This is a genomic window from Gilliamella sp. CG35, from assembly GCF_046635745.1.
Lineage (GTDB): Bacteria > Pseudomonadota > Gammaproteobacteria > Enterobacterales > Orbaceae > Gilliamella > Gilliamella apicola_I.
Map to the genome: position 1 here is coordinate 101,162 of NZ_JBIDFH010000001.1, position 20,793 is coordinate 121,954.

19 protein-coding genes and 1 tRNA gene are annotated in these 20,793 nt (G+C 36.6%); all 20 read right to left on the reverse strand.

The window, feature by feature from the left end; translation table 11 throughout:
• Positions 1-6: 6 nt before the first annotated feature.
• Positions 7-1,105 (reverse strand): peptide chain release factor 2 gene (gene prfB, locus ACGH4F_RS00430; RefSeq protein WP_411589566.1). Its coding sequence is split into 2 segments (ribosomal slippage): positions 7-1,029 and positions 1,031-1,105, totalling 1,098 coding nucleotides; the frame shifts between segments, so codons are not numbered across the junction.
• 168 nt (positions 1,106-1,273) lie between these two features.
• Positions 1,274-1,900 carry a Fe-Mn family superoxide dismutase gene (locus ACGH4F_RS00435; RefSeq protein WP_220216282.1) on the reverse strand — a complete coding sequence of 209 codons (627 nt, stop codon included), beginning with the start codon at positions 1,898-1,900 and terminating at the stop codon, positions 1,274-1,276.
• A 356-nt stretch (positions 1,901-2,256) separates the two neighbouring features.
• Complete coding sequence (locus tag ACGH4F_RS00440) at positions 2,257-2,985, reverse strand: type 1 glutamine amidotransferase (protein ID WP_411589568.1); 729 nt, start codon at positions 2,983-2,985, stop codon at positions 2,257-2,259.
• 210 nt (positions 2,986-3,195) lie between these two features.
• Positions 3,196-3,271 (reverse strand) — tRNA-Asn (locus ACGH4F_RS00445).
• A 95-nt stretch (positions 3,272-3,366) separates the two neighbouring features.
• Positions 3,367-3,942: a YiiX/YebB-like N1pC/P60 family cysteine hydrolase gene (locus ACGH4F_RS00450; RefSeq protein ID WP_267379586.1), complete on the reverse strand. Its 576-nt coding sequence runs from the start codon at positions 3,940-3,942 to the stop codon at positions 3,367-3,369.
• Positions 3,926-4,513, reverse strand: a complete 588-nt coding sequence (locus ACGH4F_RS00455) for a biotin transporter BioY (protein ID WP_267358952.1) — start codon at positions 4,511-4,513, stop codon at positions 3,926-3,928. Before ACGH4F_RS00455 ends, ACGH4F_RS00450 begins: the two co-directional genes overlap by 17 nt.
• A 151-nt stretch (positions 4,514-4,664) precedes the next feature.
• Complete coding sequence (locus ACGH4F_RS00460; protein WP_411589570.1) at positions 4,665-5,297, reverse strand: MBL fold metallo-hydrolase; 633 nt, start codon at positions 5,295-5,297, stop codon at positions 4,665-4,667.
• Between the two features lie 4 nt (positions 5,298-5,301).
• The gene (locus ACGH4F_RS00465) at positions 5,302-6,705 is read right to left on the reverse strand and encodes an MFS transporter (protein ID WP_065558527.1); all 1,404 of its coding nucleotides are present in this window, start codon (positions 6,703-6,705) and stop codon (positions 5,302-5,304) included.
• 371 nt (positions 6,706-7,076) lie between these two features.
• On the reverse strand, positions 7,077-7,862 hold the full coding sequence (locus tag ACGH4F_RS00470) for a TatD family hydrolase (protein WP_267350252.1): 786 nt from the start codon (positions 7,860-7,862) through the stop codon (positions 7,077-7,079).
• An 8-nt stretch (positions 7,863-7,870) separates the two neighbouring features.
• Positions 7,871-11,095 (reverse strand): exodeoxyribonuclease V subunit gamma, encoded by a 3,225-nt coding sequence (recC, locus tag ACGH4F_RS00475; protein WP_411589572.1) that lies wholly within the window; start codon positions 11,093-11,095, stop codon positions 7,871-7,873.
• Positions 11,096-11,477: 382 nt separating this feature from the next.
• Positions 11,478-11,903, reverse strand: a complete 426-nt coding sequence (locus tag ACGH4F_RS00480; RefSeq protein ID WP_220216301.1) for a F0F1 ATP synthase subunit epsilon — start codon at positions 11,901-11,903, stop codon at positions 11,478-11,480.
• Positions 11,904-11,929: 26 nt separating this feature from the next.
• Entirely contained in the window at positions 11,930-13,312 is a 1,383-nt protein-coding gene (gene atpD / locus ACGH4F_RS00485) for a F0F1 ATP synthase subunit beta (protein ID WP_065558531.1), read from the reverse strand.
• A gap of 49 nt (positions 13,313-13,361) precedes the next feature.
• Positions 13,362-14,231: a F0F1 ATP synthase subunit gamma gene (gene atpG / locus ACGH4F_RS00490; protein WP_065558532.1), complete on the reverse strand. Its 870-nt coding sequence runs from the start codon at positions 14,229-14,231 to the stop codon at positions 13,362-13,364.
• Between the two features lie 14 nt (positions 14,232-14,245).
• Complete coding sequence (atpA, locus tag ACGH4F_RS00495) at positions 14,246-15,787, reverse strand: F0F1 ATP synthase subunit alpha (protein ID WP_220216303.1); 1,542 nt, start codon at positions 15,785-15,787, stop codon at positions 14,246-14,248.
• Between the two features lie 11 nt (positions 15,788-15,798).
• Entirely contained in the window at positions 15,799-16,332 is a 534-nt protein-coding gene (atpH, locus tag ACGH4F_RS00500) for a F0F1 ATP synthase subunit delta (protein ID WP_267350255.1), read from the reverse strand.
• 13 nt (positions 16,333-16,345) lie between these two features.
• Positions 16,346-16,816 (reverse strand): F0F1 ATP synthase subunit B, encoded by a 471-nt coding sequence (gene atpF, locus ACGH4F_RS00505; protein WP_065558535.1) that lies wholly within the window; start codon positions 16,814-16,816, stop codon positions 16,346-16,348.
• Between the two features lie 24 nt (positions 16,817-16,840).
• Positions 16,841-17,068 (reverse strand): F0F1 ATP synthase subunit C, encoded by a 228-nt coding sequence (gene atpE / locus ACGH4F_RS00510; RefSeq protein WP_370632135.1) that lies wholly within the window; start codon positions 17,066-17,068, stop codon positions 16,841-16,843.
• A 34-nt stretch (positions 17,069-17,102) separates the two neighbouring features.
• Positions 17,103-17,885, reverse strand: coding sequence for a F0F1 ATP synthase subunit A (gene atpB, locus ACGH4F_RS00515; protein WP_411589575.1), 783 nt, complete (start codon positions 17,883-17,885; stop codon positions 17,103-17,105).
• 258 nt (positions 17,886-18,143) lie between these two features.
• Complete coding sequence (gene glmM, locus ACGH4F_RS00520) at positions 18,144-19,475, reverse strand: phosphoglucosamine mutase (RefSeq protein WP_267358943.1); 1,332 nt, start codon at positions 19,473-19,475, stop codon at positions 18,144-18,146.
• 118 nt (positions 19,476-19,593) lie between these two features.
• On the reverse strand, positions 19,594-20,715 hold the full coding sequence (gene tyrA / locus ACGH4F_RS00525) for a bifunctional chorismate mutase/prephenate dehydrogenase (RefSeq protein ID WP_411589577.1): 1,122 nt from the start codon (positions 20,713-20,715) through the stop codon (positions 19,594-19,596).
• Positions 20,716-20,793: the final 78 nt, after the last annotated feature.

Consider the following 20,793-nt stretch of genomic DNA (forward strand, 5'->3'; position numbering starts at 1 on the left):
AGCAGTTTATAAACCTGCTTTTAAGCTTTCTTCAATAAATTGATCTAAATCACCGTCTAAAACGGCCTGAGTGTTGCGTGTTTCAACGCCGGTACGCAAATCTTTGATTCTTGAATCATCAAGCACATAAGAACGGATTTGACTACCCCAACCGATATCCGATTTGTTCTCTTCCATCTGTTGCTTTTCAGCATTTTTCTTCTGCATTTCAAGCTCATACAGTTTCGCTTTTAACTGTTTCATTGCTTGATCTTTATTACTATGCTGAGAACGATTATTTTGACACTGGGTAACAATTCCCGTTGGTATATGCGTAATTCGAACAGCAGATTCGGTTTTATTGACATGCTGTCCACCAGCACCTGATGCCCGATAGACATCAATACGAAGATCGGCAGGATTGATATCGATATCAATATTATCATCAATTTCTGGATAGACAAAAACAGAAGCAAATGATGTATGACGGCGATTACCCGAATCAAAAGGACTTTTTCGTACTAAACGGTGGACGCCTGTTTCGGTACGTAACCAACCGTAAGCATAGTCGCCAGTTACTTTAATGGTCGCCGATTTAATTCCTGCAACATCGCCATCAGATACTTCCATGACTTCTGTTGTAAACCCTTTAGATTCTGCCCAGCGTAAATACATTCGCAGTAACATTTCAGCCCAATCTTGTGCTTCAGTCCCCCCAGAACCTGACTGAATATCTAAATAACAATCTGCGCTATCGTAATCGCCTGAAAACATTCGACGAAACTCTAGCCCAGCCAGTTTTTTTTCTAACTGTTCAAGCTCTAGATTTGCTTCATCAAACGTATCTTGATCGTCGGCTTCAATGGCAAGTTCAAGCAAACCTTCAACATCGTCAAGACCTTGAGTTAAAGAATCAATTGTATTGATGATTTCATCAAGCGTTACCCGCTCTTTGCCTAACGCTTGTGCTTTTTCGGGATCTGCCCAGACTTCAGATTGTTCTAATTCGGCATTAACTTCTTCAAGTCGCTCTTTTTTTAAATCATAGTCAAAGATACCCCCGAATCACATTAGTGCGCTCGGTAAGTTCGGCTATTTTGGATTTTATCGGATTAATTTCAAACATGTATTATTTAGTTCGGTTTTGCGATTTTCAATTAATCGCCCATTGTAGCGGATTTAAGTATAATTTAGCAATTGCCAATTTGCAGATACGATGATTGGAAATTAATACCAATAAATAAAAATGACGCATTAAGCGTCATTGATAATTGAGTAACTATACTAAAAACAGTTATTTTTTTGCTTGAGCGTATAACTCAGCAACTTTATCCCAGTTAATTACATTCCAAAATGCACCAATATAATCAACACGACGATTTTGGTATTTTAAGTAATATGCGTGTTCCCAGACATCTAATGTTAAAATAGGCGTACCTGAAACACCTGAGAATTTTTCGCCCATGACAGGAGAATCTTGGTTTGCGGTTGAAACTACTTCAAGTTTACCATTTTGTAACACTAACCAAGCCCAACCAGAACCAAAACGAGTGGCTGCTGCGTTTGAAAATTTTTCTTTGAATGCGTCTACAGAACCGAAATCTTTTTCAATAGCTGCTTTAAGTTCACCTTTAAGCTCGGTACCAACTTTAAGTAATTCCCAAAATAGGGTGTGATTAACGTGACCACCCACATTGTTTTTGATACCTGTTAGTTTATCAGCTGGCACTTTATCTAAATTTTTAAGTAAAGTTTCAGGACATAATTCTTTAAGTTCTGCCGGTAAAGTCTCTAAGAGCGCATTTGCATTATTGACATAAGTTTGATGATGTTTGTCATGATGAAGATGCATCGTTTCCGAGTCAATATACGGTTCTAATGCGTCATAAGCATAAGGTAGAGGTGCAAGAGTGTAAGCCATGAAGATACTCCTTTCAAAAATTAGATATTCGTTATTGCTATATTTTACAGAGTATACGGTCAAATTGCTTATCTCACAATCTATTATTTGAATAGTTCAGAACTATTTAATGATTGGATAATCAATAAATCAAATTGCCTAATTGACAAAGCCCTCCACCAATATCTTTCCCAATCTTACCATTATGCAAAAAAACGACCTTCTAAAAAACTTACGATTTTCCATCAGTTAATTTTACGTTTTAAGATTAAATACTCTTTATCTAATTTTAACCTCAATTTACTTCGTTTTTCGGGGTTGTCTACTTTTAATATTTTGCATAATTTCGAACAACCAACCATGAACGATAATAGAATTTAATTTGTAGAAGCAGATAGATAGTATTGACTCAGCTTATCCAAAAAAACAAAGAGTTTATAATTCATTTTACTATAATCATGTAGACGTAATTTTTCCTCTGTATCAACAAAACGAGATTTAGCCGCTTGACTAAGGTCATTTTGCGAATGGGCAATCAACTTTTCAACTACCTCATGGGTTAACTCCATATGACATTGGAAACCATAAACCAATTTGCTATAAGCAATAATTTGTCGAGGACAGCCTTCACTATAAGCAATGATTTGCGCATTTTGCGTTAAACCTGGCATATCATTGTGCCAGTGACCTACTGCTAGCGTATCGCCGAAATGAGAAAAAAGCGGATTTTTTTTGCCTGCTTCCGTTAAGGTAATGGGGAATTTACCGATCTCTTTTTCAGGACTATGCTCGAAATGAGCACCTAGCGCTTCGCCAATTAATTGGGAACCAAGACAAACGCCAATCACGATTTTATTCGCTTTAATTGCTGATAAAATGAAGGTTTGTTCTGCTAATGAATCAAAATGTGCACACTCTTGTTTCGTTGTAGCAGGGGATTGTGGGCCGCCCATAATAATAAGAAAATCAATGTTATCTATCCTTTCAGGAAGTGGCTCGCCCAGATAAACTCTTGAATAGGTAACCGTATGAAGATGTAACTTAGCCCATTGTTCATAAGCACCTGGTGCTTCAAACTCTTCATGAAGAATAAAATGGATATGCATGGATAAAAATTTCCTTTCTTATTAATTTAACAATAACATTATAGATAAATTTTAAACATTTAAAGTGTTATCAAAAGTATTATGGGTCACAATTTTTTTAAAATATTATTAACCATTTTACTTTAAACACAATATTAAAATTTGAAAAGGAGTGTAATTTGTCGGAAATAAAAAAACCTGCTATAAGCAGGTTTTAATAATTCGGTAAGTTGGCTCCTCCAACTGGACTTGAACCAGTGACATACGGATTAACAGTCCGCCGTTCTACCGACTGAACTATGGAGGAACCGAAATGTAGCGCGCATATTATAGATTAAATGGCGCTATGTCAATAGTTAAATTGTATTAAATGCTTTTTCGTTTTAATAACCTCCCTTTATTTTATTCAAGTGTTAGGATTGTCTTGAATAATTCCGTTTGCCTTAAGAGTTGTTGAGGATGAGATCCAAGCTGTTGTTCTGGGATCTTCTCTTTTAGCGAATGATAATAATCGATCCAATAAGGTAAAACTTGATGGGTCGTTAAATCTCTAAAATTCATCGGATATAAAGCAAAATAACTTTCATTGTGTTCATTTCGAAAAGCGTAGGTAATGAGTTCACTGCAATAAAGTCCAGCTGTATTTGGACGAAAGCTAGGGTTATAAGGTAGACCAATACATGATTTAGCTCGTTTAATAGCATTTTTAATCAACCCTAAATTATCAATTCGACCAATGATATTAAATTGTGCTGCATTGATAAAATGCGTCAGTGTTTGGTTAATGACCCCGTATTTTGGCGTTGCTTCAATAACGATATTATTTCCAATATATAATCCTACATGATTGATATTATTGGTTAACTCATCCACGTTACGTGTTGCACCAGAACAGGTGACAGCATCATTAAAGTCATTAACCTCGTTCAGACACTGGAAAATAATATCGCCTTTTTTTAAATCAGTGATTTTTAGCACGGTAACGCCATAAAAGGAACATGACTGAAGTTGCTATGATAAACTTAAGTGCATCAAATCCTGCAAAAGGGAGATATCCGAGTTTTATTGCTTCAATGAGGTTAATATGTAAATAACCAGCAAGATAAAGAACGCCAAATACAAAGATTAATAAATGTGCACAAGCGAATGCGATTAATCCTAAAATAAAATGGCGATCATAACCTTTTTCAGCGGCAAAGCCGGCTAAATAAGCACTAAATACCGCCCCATATAAATAACCGGCAGAAGGGGAATGTAAAGCTATCATGCCACTACTTCCGTTGGCAAACAATGGTAATCCTATTGCACCTAAAAAAAGATATTGAATTATCGCTAATGCACCTAATTTACGTCCTAAAAACGCACCAATAAGGAGTATTGCTAAAGACTGTAAAGTAAAAGGAACAGGATAAGTTGGAATGCTAATGTTAGCGGCTAGTCCTAATAATAATGCCGCACTTGTTGTTACAAAGAGTTTTCGTTGCCAAGAGGATAGCTTAAATAGCGTTGTAATAAAGGTTGGATAATATGGGGTAACTTGATGTTTCATAATAATTATATCTTGCTTTTATGTGTAAATATTTTGCTAATAATATAGCAAAGTTTTATTATGTAAACTTATTTTTTATAGAAAGGTTTACTTTTGAGAGGGTTATCACACTCTATGAAAAATGAATGTGATAACAACCGCAATATTTTGATTAAACTAAGAAAGGATTATTCATGCGCTCATGGCCAAAGCTAGACATAGGGCCATGTCCGGGAACAAAAATGAAATCATCACCAAGTGGTAATAATTTATGTTTAATTGAAGAAATCAAATCGGCGTGATTGCCTCTCGGAAAATCCGTTCTTCCTATACTACCGTTAAATAACACATCACCAACAAAAGCGATTTTATCAGGATGATTAATAAAAACGATATGACCGGGTGTATGACCTGGGCAATAAAGTACATCGAGTGAAATATTGCCGACTTTGATTTTATCCCCTTCTTTTAACCAATAATCCGGTAAAAAGGGTTCAATATAAGGAAAACCAAATTGAATACATTGCTGAGGTAATCCACTAAATAAAAATTCATCTTCTTGATTTGAGCCGATGATTTTTACATCATAATGTTTTGCTAATTCTACAGCCGCGCCAACGTGATCCAAATGTCCATGCGTTAATAGGATTTGTTTAATATTCACGCCCAGTTTTTCCACGGCTTTTTTGAGTAATTCGGGTTCACCACCTGGATCGATAAAGGCTGCTTCTTTTGTTTCATCACACCAAATAATGCTACAATTTTCCTGAAAAGCAGTAACCGGAATGATTTGGTATTGAAACATATTGTTATCTCCTTGTTTCTTGATGATGAGCGGTTAAGTTTTGCCCATCTTGTTTTTTTAAAGCTGCAAACACAATGCTAGAAAGTATTGTGATAATTCCTAATATCATAAAAGTAATTTGGAAAGACTTAATGGTAGCGGTTTCCTCACCGACTAACCTCACAAGCACGGCACCTAAGGCGATACCGAAGCTAATAGCAAGTTGTTGGTTTACCGCCATTAAACTATTCCCACTACTGGTTGTTTCACCTTGTAAATCAGCTAAAGTGATACTGTTCATTGCCGTAAATTGTAATGAATTGGTACAACCAATGCAAAAAAGTAATAGACACATCAGGATGATCGGGGTGGATAAACTTAATTGTGACATTAATAAAATGAACGTTCCAGCCAATATAGTATTGCCAATCAAGACGTTTCGATACCCTAATTTAGCTAAAATTGTAGGAATAAACGATTTAATAGCCATTGAAGCTAACGCCATAGGAATTAATATCATTCCTGCTTCAATTGCTGAATAACCAAAGCCAACTTGTAATAGTAATGGAATTAAAAAAGGAACGCCTGAAATACCTAATCGACTAATCAAATTACCGATAATACCGATTTTAAAAGTGCGAATACTAAATAAAGATAATGGGAATAGAGGGGTAGTTGCTTTTTGAGCGTAGAATCGGTAACCAAACAGAAAGATTAAACTTATTATTGCCAAAAATAGTGAAATATAACTACTTTGTCCCTCACTTAGCAGCTCCAAACTTAACGTGGCACTAATAAATGTTATGGCAATAATAACAAAGCCCCAAAAATCAAAATAGATGCGTTCACCTTTAAGGTTTGGCATATATTTCCAAGCAATAATGATCCCGGCAATACCAACAGGGATATTGATTAAAAATACCCAATGCCAACTGATCATTTCAGCTAAATATCCGCCAAGAACAGGGCCGATTACAGGGCCTACCAATCCTAAAATGGATGAGGTATTTAGCGCTGATAAAAATTCATTACGTCGATAAGATTTAATTAAGACTAATCTGGAAACAGGTACCATCATTGAACCGCCAATACCTTGTATAACCCTTGAAATATCCATAAAAATAAGAGTATTTGATAGGGCACAAGACAGCGATCCAGCTGTAAAAAGAAACACGGCAGTCACAAAAACATTTTTTGTTCCAAAGCGATCGGATAATAAACCACTAATCGGAATAAACAATGCTAAAGTTAATGCATAACAGATTACCGCTGATTGCATATTTAAGGGGGATTCATGGAGATCTTTAGCAATCGAGGGGAGTGCCGTATTTAAAATTGATGTATCGAGTGATTGCATTAAAAATGCGACTGCCGCAATCCACGGCAACATTCGATATACCATAGGGGATAATTGAATATCATTGCTCATTATAGTGATTACCTATTATTGTTGCGATGATAGTTTTAAGGCTATCAATAAGATGATAGAAGACAATTTATCTCATATTACCTCGAAACGACTTTGTCGTCGATGAAATAAACCAGAAAGCATAATTTATTTAAGTTTTCTTTACAGTGAGTTGGTGATGCTTGTCGGTTTGGATTTGATTGGTCTATCTTATCAATACTTGGAAAGTAATAGATAGCGATTACGCATTGTGTAATATTCATAATGAAATTAAGCGGGTAAGAGACACAATTGCAAAGTCTAAAAATCGATTTTAACCAGTCAAAAAAACTGCCTTGTATCGCTAATGTTTGACAGTGATAATGCACATATAATTATAAAGCTATTTATAATCAATGCTTCAATGCTTTTTGATTGATTCGACTAAATAGCGTTAAGGTATTAGATAAGATTGTACGAAGTATTTCTGGTTGGGGTTCTTTGCGTAACTGACTTAAAACATGAAATATTTCAATTAGATATTCTGGGCGATTGATTTGACCTTGTCGACCACTTAATGGCATATCGGGGGCGTCGGTTTCAAGTACAAGACTTTCTAAAGGCAGTTGGGCAATGGTTTGGCGAGTTTTATTAGCGCGTGCGTAACTTATCACTCCCCCGACACCAATATAATAACCGAGTTTCACAAATTGCATCGCTTGTTGATAACTGCCCGAAAATCCATGTATGACACCCCGACAAGGTAAATTTGCTTGATGAAGTTCGTGATACATAATGTCATGCGTTTTACGTGAATGAATCAAAACGGGTAAATCATATTTTTTAGCCAAGGTAAGCTGTGAACGAAAATAAAATAGTTGTTGTTGCCAATCAACGGTAAGATTGTATTTATCCAGACCAATTTCGCCCATTGCTACTAATTTTTTTGGGTTTTTATTGATAATATCGGATAATTTTTCTAAATCTGATTCTGTGTGTTGATAAATGGGATGTAAACCAAGTGCTGCATAAACTTCATTATATTGTTCAGCAAGGTGTAATATTGTATGAAAATGATTCGCAGAGACAGCTGGCACAATGAGCGCATCAATTTTTGCTTGCTGTATTTTGTCGATAGAATCAGCGATATCTGCGGTAAAAATGGGAAAATCAAAATGACAATGTGTATCAATAAACATAATGCCTCCTATTTTACCTTTTCTTGATGTAATAAAATGGGTAATAAAAATTGTCGAGCCGAATAAATAATCTGCTCAATAAGTGGATTGGTTAATTCAGGATATAATCGGGCATAATAATTATCACATTCTGCTGAATTGAATCCCCCTCCTTGCCAGGTGTTTTTAAGTTGATTGATAGCTTTTTGACTGATTTCAATCTCATTTGTTTTAGAATTATACGCAGATACTAACCAATTCCACGCACTTTGAATTGGGAAGAGTAACGGTTGATTAATGCCTTGCAAATAGCCTTCGATTAAAGTTGTTAAAATAATTTGTGCTTGCTCAGGGTTTAAATATTCAAAACGCCATTCACTCTCTTCCCGACCATAGATGCGACTATAGCTATTCGTGTTTTCAGGATTGGAGATGCAATAAATAAGATGATCGATCCATAATGTCATGCCATCACGGATCGAAAGTTTCGATGGTCGCCATGTTAAAATTCCATCCTCTTGAACATGGGTTAACCAGCCTTGCAGTATGTAATGTTGTCCATTAGCAAAAAGGGTTAAATTGACCTCTTCGGCAGTTTGTATCAGGCGTTCTTGGCAAATTTTATTCGCTAACGATTGCATAGATTCATTTTGTTCATCATAAATAATCTGACCAAAGGCGCCGTCTGGTAACTCGCCGGTTAATGCTAATCGATGATACAAATCTGATTCTTGGATAGTGTGATCAATCAATTGATTTAAAATTTTTACATTAAGCTGGTATCGTTCAAAATTATCCAGATTAAAATTTTCAGCATCCGGTAAAGTATCATCAAGATAATTAATATAGAAATTGAATCGTTTTTGTAAAAAAAATCGTATGGAGTGTTGATAGAATCGTTTTAATTCATCAAGACTAATGTTATCAATCGTCATCGCCGAAATATCACTAATGAAGGATTGACTTTCACCTTGCTGTTGTGCTGCCGGTAGCCATTCATTGGCATAGCTTTTAGGCGGATTTAAATAATTTTGAGGATTAAATGGTGTGCGCGTATGGATGACACGTAAATTATCGAAACCGTTTGTACTATCTTTGGTATCATTATAGTATTGAATGATATAGTCCCATAGTTCATCAATTAATACTGACGGATAACGTTCAGTATTATCTTTAATTTCTCGCCCAATATAACTCATGTAGAGTTGTTTTTGAGCCGATAAAATTGCTTCTAAAAAGAGATACCGATCATCTGTGCGACGACTTCGATCCCCTCGTCTTGGGTACTGAGCAATCAAATCAAAATCAAGCGGTAGCGAAGTTCTAGGATAATCACCATCGTTCATGCCTAATAAACATACCACTTTAAAGGGAATTGAACGCATTGGCATCATAGTACAAAAATTGATTTTGCCCACTAAAAAACGATGAGCTAAATGATTTTGTTCTAAACGTGATTGCATCGCATCATGTAAAATAGTCATCGATATGTTATCCGCAAAATTTGCTAACAATCCACTGTCAATCAGCTTTTGCCACTCATCTTGAATCATCAATAAAATAGATTCACGTTGTTCATTACTAATAAAAAAATCATTGAGTAATTCAAGGCAACAACTTTGCCATTCAACTAATGGTTTGGCTTGACTTAACAATGTTGACCATTTACGGACTATACTAATAAATTCAGCTAATTGACCAATAAGTTCAGCATCCAAACCAGTCGCGCCATCATACGGGAGTATTTGCTGCCAGCTTCCTTGCTCACTGCTCATCGTATAACCAAGCAACAAACGTTCAAGTCCAAATAACCAACTATGGGCATTTTCAAGACCAAAACGAATACCCGATTCAATGATCCATGTCCTTAAAAGCGTTAATTGTGATTCATTGATCGAAAATTTTTCCGAAATTGCTGGAATCTCCAGTAAATTAAATAACTCTTCTGCCGTAAATCGACTTTGAGGAAAATTTAAAATCGCAAAAAATGCTTGCACAATGGGATCAATATTTCGAGCTTTTTGATCGGAGATAGTGAAAGGTAGATAACGTTGACCTTCAGCATTACCAAAAACGGCACGAATATAAGGGATGTATTTATCAATATCTGAAACCATCACAATACAATCACGTAACTCTATGGTTGGATCAGCATCAAAGACAGATAGTAAATAGTCATAGAGTACTTCGACCTCACGCTGTTCGCTATGGCATGCATGAAACGAAATTGATTTATCGGTTGAGTTAATGTGAAGTGCAGTTTTATCTGACGGATATAGCTCCAGTATATCTTGCTGAATAGCATGTAATAAACAAGTGCGATCGTGATCAGCAAACACATCAATATCTTGTTTGTTTTGGAATTCTTGTAATAAAAACAGACAATCCCGTCCTAGTTTTCCCCATGACGTTAAGAGTGGATTTGGGATTTTATCGGGTGTATTTTGTATGTCAGTTAGCTGTTTTTCGACAATATCTCCCCAATACCATTTGCAAGGATTGTTAAACATTAAATGTACATCGATATGTTTTCCAAGTGCTGAGAGTAGCGAAAGATAAATGGGTGGAAGGGAAGTAATACCAAAAATAAAAATACGGTCGGGTAACGTATTTAACCGTTTTTTATCAAAATGGTCATCCAGTAGGATATCAAGCATTTGCTGGTAGATATTTGCACGGTGATACGGCTGACTAATGGCTATTAATTGTCTCCACAGCTCAGCTTGCCAAATTTCATCGGGATGATGATTTAATTCGACCACGGTTTTATTCGATTCCCATTTTGCTAGCCAGTCAGGGCGATAAACTAAGTACTGATCGTATAAACGAGCAATACGTGTTGCCAGTTGATATAACTTTCTTTCTGTTTTATCTATATTGAGATAATGTTTGAGTGCGCTAAATTCCTGCTTATCAATGAGTTGAGGCAGCAAATAAAATAGACGCCAAGTCATGGCTTCAGGATTAAAACTGTTTTCAATAGGCGAATCGGGTAATAAAGCTTGATAAACTTGCCAGATAAACTGAGTTGGATAAGGAAAAGCAATGTTTGCCACAATACCGAGTGCATCTGCAAGCTCGATCTGCAACCATTGCGCCATGCCTTGGCTTTGCACGATCACCATATCGGGCATGAACACATTTTCTAATGGTTGTCTTTGCATCAATTCACTCACCAATGATTTGAGCAGATCGACTTGATTTGAATGATAAATGGTAAACATAGTCGCTTTAAATTCGAAAAGATTATTCAAAATTATCGCTGATAGTGAGTAATAAATCTAGTAGCCTATCTTCATAGAAAACAGATTTTGGGGCTGTATAATTTTAAACGTAATGGAGATCATCAAAGAAAAACACACACAAAACGTTCATAATTTATCTTACTCAAAGTAAATTTTGCAGTTTGCTTAGCAGTATTCTCATTTTTAATTTTTTTTATTTACGACATAAAAATTTAACAATATAAAAAAAGATGAATTAATTATTCAATTCAATTATAAAAGTAATAAACGGTTTTACTTCACAGTGTGAATATGAAGACTTGTCGTTATTGGGGTACTGAACAGGACTATTGGAAAAGCAGAAAAGATTACAAAATTAATTTTTGTAATCTTTTTGATTTTAATAACGAAACTATTGTCCAATACGGCGTGTTAATTCGATAACACGCATTTTAGCTAAAGCTTTTGACAATTCAGCAGAGGCTTGTGCAAATGACATATCATCACTTGGGTGATTAATATGTTCTTGGGCACGTCTGACTGCTTCTTGTGCTCTGGCTTCATCTAAATCTTCGCCTCGAATAGCCGTATCAGCTAAGATTGTTACTATATTGGGTTGAACTTCTAATATACCACCCGATAGGTAGATAAATTCTTCTTCACCATTGGGTTTCACAATACCCACCATACCTGGTTTAATGGTAGTAAGCAGTGGCGTATGACCCGGGTAAATACCGAGTTCACCTTCAATACCTGTGACTCTGATTCGCTGAACATCACCCGAAAATAGGTGAGATTCAGCACTAACAACTTCTAATTGATAGGAAGTTAGTGCCATAATACTATCTCCGTTCAATGAATCTCTTACAGAGATTTCGCTTTTTCAATCGCTTCATCGATTGAACCAACCATATAGAATGCTTGTTCAGGAATGTGATCATAATCACCGTTCATGATACCTTTAAAAGCACTGATTGTATCTTTTAATGGCACATATTTACCCGGTGAACCAGTGAACACTTCGGCAACGAAGAATGGTTGAGATAAGAAGCGTTGAATTTTACGTGCACGAGCCACGGTCAATTTATCGTCCTCTGATAACTCATCCATACCAAGAATAGCGATAATATCTTTTAATTCTTGATAGCGTTGTAAAATTGATTGCACGCCTCGTGCACAATCATAGTGTTCTTGACCAACAACCAATGGATCTAATTGACGACTGGTTGAATCAAGTGGATCAACCGCAGGATAGATACCTAATGAAGCGATTTGACGACTTAATACGATTGTTGCATCTAAGTGAGCAAAGGTTGTTGCTGGTGATGGGTCTGTCAAGTCATCGGCTGGTACGTATACGGCTTGAATTGATGTAATTGAACCAGTTTTAGTCGATGTAATACGTTCTTGAAGGATACCCATTTCTTCGGCTAATGTTGGTTGATAACCTACTGCTGATGGCATACGACCCAATAGTGCCGATACTTCTGTTCCGGCTAAGGTATAACGATAAATATTATCGATAAATAAGAGTACGTCTTTACCTTCATCACGGAATTTTTCAGCCATCGTTAACCCTGTCAACGCTACGCGTAAACGGTTTCCAGGTGGCTCATTCATCTGACCATAAACAAGCGATACTTTATCAAGTACGTTTGATTCTTTCATTTCATGATAAAAGTCATTACCTTCACGAGTACGCTCACCAACACCTGTAAATACAGAGTATCCAGAATGTTCGATAGCGATGTTACGGATTAACTCCATCATGTTAACGGTTTTACCTACACCTGCACCACCGAAAAGACCGACTTTCCCCCCTTTTGCAAATGGACAAATTAAGTCGATAACTTTAATACCGGTTTCAAGTAACTCAGTTGAGTTAGCCAGTTCTTCATAGGTTGGCGCTGCACGGTGAATAGCCCAGCGCTCTTCTTCGCCAATTGGACCTGCTTTATCAACAGGATCACCAAGTACGTTCATAATACGACCTAGTGTTTTAGTACCTACCGGTACTTCAATGCCGTGCCCTGTGTTGACGACTTTAAGTCCACGTCTTAAACCATCAGATGATCCCATTGCGATACAACAAACAACGCCACCACCTAATTGTTGCTGAACTTCCAGAACTAATTTTTCGGCGCCAGTTTCCACTTCTAATGCATCATATACCTTTGGTACTGCATCTTCTGGGAATTCGACATCAACCACCGCACCGATGATCTGGACAATCTTTCCAGTAGCCATTTTTATTCCTCTACGTCTTTTTCTTAACTATAAGCCAATATATTTAGCATTAACCTGAAACAGCAGCTGCGCCCGATACAATATCAATCAATTCATTGGTAATCGCACCTTGACGTGCTTTGTTATACACAATCTGTAATTCATTGATTAAATTTGCACCATTATCGGTTGCTGCTTTCATGGCCACCATTCTTGCTGCTTGTTCACTCGCTAGATTTTCTACCACAGCTTGATAAACCTGTGATTCAATATAACGACGTAAAATCACATCTAAAAGCGATTTAGCATCAGGCTCATAAATATAATCCCATGTTGAAGCAGTGAGTTTTTTATCTTCTGAATGTGGTAATGGTAATAATTGCTGAATAGTCGGTTTTTGCGACATGGTATTAATAAATCTATTCGTTGCGATATATAATCTATCAATTTTTCCATTGTCATACGACTCAAGCATCGTTTTTACTGGACCTATCAAATCAGATAATTCTGGTTCATCACCTAAATTAGTCACTTGGGTTAAAATATTTGTTTTTACTGATGAGAAAAACGAAACCCCTCGTGAACCAATTAATGCGACATCTGCTTCTACACCTTTTTCCTGCCATGCTGACATATCAGCAACGACAGTTTTAAAAAGATTGATATTTAAACCACCACATAAACCACGATCGGTTGAAATAATAAGATAACCAACTCGTTTTACATCCCTTTCTTCTAAATAAGGATGTTTGGCACCTATTTGAGCTAACGCTAAATGTCCAATTACTTCACGAATCATTTCGGCATATGGACGAGAAGATGCCATTCTATCTTGCGTTTTACGCATTTTGGAATTGGCAACCATTTCCATTGCTTTTGTGATCTTTTGCGTACTTTGGATACTGGCAATTTTCGTTCTGATCTCTTTTGCATTAGCCATTTGTTACCTCACCCTTACCAAGTTTGAGTTGATTTAAAGCTATCAAGCATTGCTTTTAACTTACTTTCAATCTCATCATTGTAATTGCCTGTCTCGTCAATCTGTTTAACAAAATCGGCATATTGACTATGCGCATAAGCTAGTAGTGCTGCTTCAAATGGTAAAACCTTAGCGAGTTCAACATCTTCAAGATAACCACGCTCTGCCGCATAAAGAACAATTGATTGTTCAGCAACTGTCATTGGTGAGTATTGCTTTTGTTTCAATAATTCAGTTACTTTTTCACCATGACTTAATTGGTTTCTTGTTGCTTCATCTAAATCAGATGCAAACTGAGAAAACGCCGCTAATTCACGATATTGTGCAAGGGCTGTACGAATACCACCAGATAATTTTTTCATTATCTTAGTTTGTGCAGCACCACCTACACGAGAAACCGAAATACCCGGGTTAACCGCAGGACGGATACCAGAGTTAAACAAGCTGGTTTCTAAGAATATCTGACCATCAGTAATTGAAATTACGTTAGTTGGTACGAACGCTGAAACGTCACCAGCTTGGGTTTCAATAATCGGTAGAGCCGTTAATGAACCTGTTTTACCTTTCACTTCACCTTTGGTGAACTCTTCAACATACGCTTCGTTAACACGTGCTGCACGTTCAAGTAGGCGAGAATGTAAATAGAATACATCACCCGGATAAGCTTCACGTCCAGGTGGACGACGAAGTAACAATGAAATTTGACGGTAAGCAACCGCTTGTTTAGATAAATCATCATAAACAATTAATGCATCTTGACCACGATCACGGAAGTACTCGCCCATTGCACAACCTGCGTACGGCGCTAAGTATTGTAATGCCGCTGATTCAGAAGCGGATGCAACAACAACAATGGTATTTTTTAGTGCACCATGTTCTTCAAGTTTACGTACAACATTGGCAATGGTTGATTGTTTTTGACCAATGGCAACATAGATACATTTAACACCTGAGTTACGTTGGTTAATAATTGCGTCGATTGCTAATGCGGTTTTACCGGTTTGTCGGTCTCCGATGATAAGTTCACGTTGACCACGTCCGATAGGAATCATTGAGTCAACGGCTTTATAACCCGTTTGTAATGCTTGGTCAACCGATTGACGGTCGATAACACCAGGTGCGACGACTTCAACCGGAGAAAACCCATCATTTTGAATTGAACCTTTACCGTCGATTGGTTCACCAAGGGTATTAATAACCCGACCTAATAAACCATCGCCGACAGGTACTTCTAAAATACGACCAGTACATTGTACTTTCATCCCTTCGGATAGATCTTCGTATGGTCCCATAACGACTGCACCGACAGAATCTCTTTCAAGGTTTAACGCCATTGCGTAACGATTTCCTGGTAGTGAAATCATTTCACCTTGCATGACATCGGTTAATCCGTGGATTCGAAGGATACCATCACTTACCGATATGATCGTTCCTTCATTGTGAGCGTTACTCACAATATTGAACTGAGCAATACGCTCTTTAATTAGTTCACTTATTTCAGTTGAATTTAGCTGCATTATCAGTCCCCTTAAGACTGTAGAGCGTCATTTAATCTTGTTAAACGCCCTCTGATACTACTATCAATAACCATATCGCCCGTACGAATAATAAAACCAGAAATGAGCGATGGATCAATATGACATTTTAGTTTTACTTTTCGTGATAAACGTTTTTCGACAGCGATAGAAATCTTATCAAGTTGTTCGTTAGACAGTGCTTGTGCCGAAATGACATCGACATCTGCTTGCGCTTCTCTCTCTAAACAATATTGTTCAAACAGTGTAAGCACTTCGGGAAGAAGAGATAACCGTTTGTTTTCAGACATAATCTTAATAAAATTTGTACTAAACTCATCTAATACATCTTGACAGATATTGATGAGTAAGTTTGCAACCGAATCGGCTTTCATGTCAGATGTCAAAATACTACGTATTTGTTCGTTTTGACTAACTTGAGATGTTACCATTAGCATTTTATGCCATGATTCGATATTGTTTTTTTCTACCGCAAACTCGAAAGCAGCTTTAGCATAAGGGCGAGCAATTGTAATTAAGTCTGCCATTGCTCTTGTCTCCTTATAATTCAGCTACGAGTTTATCAATGATGTCGCTATTTGCGGCTTCATTAACAGAGCGTTCAATAATTTTTTCTGCACCAGCAATAGCAAGTGTAGCGACTTGTTGTTTAAGCTCTTCTTTAGCTCGTTTACGTTCAGCCTCTACTTCAGCAAATCCTTGCGCAACAATTCGTTCTTTTTCTCGAATTGCTTCTTGTTGTGCTTCTTCAAGAATAATTGCTTTGCGTTTATTGGCTTGCTCTATAATTGCATTAGCCTCAACCTTAGCCTGTTGCATTAAGTCAGATGTATTTGCTTTGGCTAGTTCCAAATCTTTTTTTGCTGTTTCTGCTGAAGCAAGTCCATCAGCTATCTCTTTTTGACGTTTTTCAATCGCAGCGATAACAGGAGGCCAAACAAACTTCATACAGAACCAAACAAACAATACAAATGTAATTGCTTGGCCGAGGAGAGTTGCGTTCATATTCATGAGACGATTCCTCTTAGATTTTTATTAGCCGGCAACAGCAAAGATGATATAAAGCGCAATACCCACACAAATCATTGGGATCGCATCCACTAGCCCCATAACAATGAAAAATTGAGTTCGTAACATAGGGATTAATTCCGGTTGACGTGCTGCACCTTCTAAGAATTTACCACCTAGTATACCGATACCAATTGCGCCTCCTACAGCAGCTAATCCCATCATTATGCCTGCGGCTACATATAAAATTTCCATTATATACTCCAGTTTAATATAAAAAATATTGAAATTAATGTTCTTCCGTTGTCGATGCCATTGCTAAATAAACAATCGTCAACACCATAAAAATAAAAGCTTGTAACGTAATAATTAAAATATGGAAAATGGCCCACGGTAAAGATAATACCCATTGTGACCACCAAGGTATTAATGCCGCAATTAAGATGAAAATAAGTTCACCTGCATACATATTACCGAAAAGTCGTAGACCTAAAGATAGTGGTTTAGCTAATAGACCGACAAGTTCAAGTACTAAATTGATTGGTGCAAAAGCCCAGTGATTAAAAGGATGAAGGGTGTAATCTTTGATAAACCCTGAAATTCCTTTGTACTTGATAGAATAGAAAATAATTAAAATAAAGACGCCTAAAGCCATTGACATAGTAATGCTGACATCTGCTGTTGGCACTACTCTTAAATGAGATAAACCTAAGTATTGTCCTGCGTAAGGGAGGAAATCAACCGGGATAAGATCCATGAGATTCATAAAAAAGACCCAAATAAATACCGTTAATGCTAACGGTGCAATGAGCTTGTTTTGACCAGTGAACATGTCTTTGACAGTATTATTAACAAATTCAAAGATCATCTCGACAGCACATTGTAATTTACCTGGTACCCCACTTGTTGCTTTTCTGGCAACACGATGAAAAATCCACAAGAAAATAACACCAAGAAAAATTGAAAAAAACAATGAATCAAGATTAAAGGTCCAAAAACCTGAACCTACTTGTAAGTTTTCAAGATGGTGCTTGATATAAGCCTGTGGCGAAGTCGGAGAGGAAACTGCCATATAACCTTCTTACTTATTCCTAAAAATAAAAAATATTACAATGTTTTATCTATATTAAAAGGTATAGACAATCGCTGTAATAACCCTAAGCTAGTATTTTAAACCCAATTACCTATATAAAGTCAACAAATTATTAACAAAATAAATAAATTCAACACTTTTTACTAAAAAATTGTAAATAAACAGAGCTTGCTTAATAAACTCATTAAACGTATTGACTTATTAAAAACTTATTATTACATATAAAAAATATTATTTTTAAGCTTTAACAGCTAGTGCAATACGTTCTGCCAATTTTTGTACTTCGGCTTCTTCACTGCCTTCAACCATTACTCTAATGAGAGGTTCTGTTCCAGATTTGCGAATTAATACCCGCCCGTTACCATCTAGTTCTTTTTCAACTTGCTCTATTGCTAGTTTTACTGCTGAATTTTTTAATGGATCACTTTTTTCGGTATAGTGAACATTAATTAATACTTGAGGTAACATTATCATGCCACTACATAAATCTGATAAAGACATATCGTTGCGAACCATAGCACTTAAAACTTGTAGACCAGCAATAATTCCATCGCCAGTTGTTGTTTTGTCTAATAGCAAAACATGACCTGAGTTTTCAGCCCCTAAACGCCATTTTTTCTCAATAAGCTTTTCAAGAACATAACGGTCACCAACTTTAGCACGAGCAAAAGGTATGCCAAGGTTTTTAAGTGCTATTTCCAGTCCCATATTACTCATTAATGTACCGACAACGCCACCTTTTAGTTGACCTTGTCTGAGTGCTTCGCGAGCAATGATATAAATAATCTGATCGCCATCAATTTTTCGACCTTCATGGTCAACCATTATAATGCGATCACCATCCCCGTCTAATGCAAAACCTAAATCTGCTTGTTCATCAATAACTCGTTTTGACAATGCTCTAACATCAGTAGCACCACAATTTTCATTAATATTAACGCCGTCAGGTTCACAGCCAATTTTGATGACTTTTGCGCCGAGCTCACGCAATACTTTTGGCGCAATATGATAGGTTGCGCCATTCGCACAATCGACTACAATTTTCAGACCCGATAGACTTAGCTCATGATCAAAGGTGCTTTTACAAAATTCGATATAACGGCCTGCTGCATCAGTAATACGGCTAGCACGTCCTAATTGTTTGGATTCAACACAATCTATATCTTTTTCTAATTCTGCTTCAATTTCTAATTCAATCGAATCAGCAAGTTTTTTTCCTTCGGTAGAAAAAAATTTAATACCATTATCGTAAAAAGGATTATGTGAAGCAGAAATGACAATACCGGCATCAGCTCGAAAAGTACGAGTTAAATAAGCGATAGCAGGCGTTGGCATTGGTCCGGTAAAGGCAGTAGCAACACCGGCAGACGCAAAACCAGCTTCAAGTGCTGATTCAAGCATATAGCCTGATATACGCGTATCTTTTCCGATTAAGACTTTTTTCACACCATCTTTAGCTAATATGCGTCCAGCTGCCCAACCTAATTTAAGAGCAAAATCGGGAGTGATAGGATATTGTCCAACTTTACCTCGTATCCCATCAGTACCAAAATATTTTCGATTAGACATTTTATTTCCTCATACTAAATTTTATTTCTAATAATAATTTTATTGATAAATAATTACATAAGATTTTTGTGCTAATTATAATTAATGATGTCGGATGTTATATTTATGCATAATAAAATTATTCTCTATTATCATTAGCGAATTTTAATAAAACTTGGCTTTCTTTGATAAAACGTTGTGCATAGCTACCAAACCATTTGGTGACTTCATTAAAATTCTCAACAAATTTTGCCTTATCGCGTTGCTCAATCAATTCAACCATCTGTCCAAAGCGCTGATAATAGCGTTTAATTAATTCGATATTATCATCTGATGCCATAATGATATCGGCATAAAGTTCAGGATCTTGAGCAAATAATCTGCCAACCATCATCAGTTCAAGGCGATATATAGGAGAAGAAAGGGCAATTAGTTTTTCTAAATCAACATGTTCTTGCTGTAAATTAACACCATAAGAAAAAGAGGTGAAATGGCGTAATGCTTGAATAAATGACATGCATTTGTCATGCTCTTTGGCATTGATAGCACATAAATTTGCACCCCAAATGCGCATTTGATCAATAAGCCATTGGTATTTTTCAGGCTCTCGTCCTTCACAATACACTATAATTTGTTTTGCTAAATTAGGTACATCAGGACCAAACATAGGGTGTAAGCCAACGACAGGACCAGGATGTTTTTCTAACATGGCTTGAAGAGGTTTTACTTTGATAGAAGTGAAATCGGTTAGTATACAATTTTTAGGTAGAGTCGGTAATTGTCGAATGATTTCACAGGTTTTATTAATTGGTACGGTCACAATGACTGCAGCGGCATCAGCAACAACCTCTGCGGCTTGGTGCATAGTTTTGGAACCTAATGTTTTAACTTCATAGCCAGATAGGGTGAATAATTGTGTAAACAACCGCCCCATTTGACCATTACCACCGATAATGACAATTGATCCTTTACCAGTGTAAACTTTTTTAAAACCTTTGTCGTTTTCACTAATATAAGACTCTCGCATTAGTCGTCGTAATATATCTTCGATTAGCGCTGGAGAAATACCTAAATTTTCTGCCTCTTGCCGTCTTTTCGCTAACATCTCAGCTTCACGTTTCGGATCATAAATTGGAATACCATATTTGCTTTTTACTTCGCCAACTTCGGCGACTAAGGCTAATCGCTGAGTAATGAGTGACAAAATTGATTTATCGACCTCATCAATTTTATCGCGTAGTTCAAGTAATTCCGTTGTCATATTCGGTGATTCCTTTATCACAAATGGTAGCTTTTACTGTAATAGCTTAACAGTATATCGTATTTTTGATAGCATGGT